Source organism: Streptomyces durocortorensis, assembly GCF_016901035.1.
In the GTDB taxonomy this organism is placed as follows: domain Bacteria; phylum Actinomycetota; class Actinomycetes; order Streptomycetales; family Streptomycetaceae; genus Streptomyces; species Streptomyces durocortorensis.
Genome location: NZ_JAFEUF010000366.1, coordinates 1 through 299, shown reverse-complemented (window position 1 = coordinate 299; position 299 = coordinate 1). Strand labels below are relative to the sequence as shown.

The following is a 299-nucleotide window of genomic DNA, read 5'->3' as shown; positions in this document are numbered from 1 at the left end:
GCGGGTTTTGTTGGTTGGTCTTGCCCCCCCGGCTGGTGGGGCCCCCCCCCCCCCCCCCCGGGGGGGGCGCCCCCCCGGGGGGGGGGGGGGGGGCCCGGGCCCGGGTCACCCCTCCACCCGGGCCTCCCGCCTCCGCACCGCATCCTCATCCGTCTCCGAGTCGTACCGCACCAACTTCGGCAACGCGGCAGTCAACAGCACCACCGACGCCACGCACGCCACCCCGCCCGACCAGATCGCCGACCGGGTCCGCGCCGCGCCCGCCATCGCCCCGGCCCGCACCTGACCCAGCTGCGGGC

1 pseudogene is annotated in these 299 nt (G+C 79.3%); it reads right to left on the bottom strand.

Annotation, left to right across the window (positions count from 1 at the left end):
* Positions 1-105: 105 nt before the first annotated feature.
* Positions 106-299 (bottom strand): annotated as a pseudogene (locus JS521_RS33820) (MFS transporter); the annotation flags it as partial.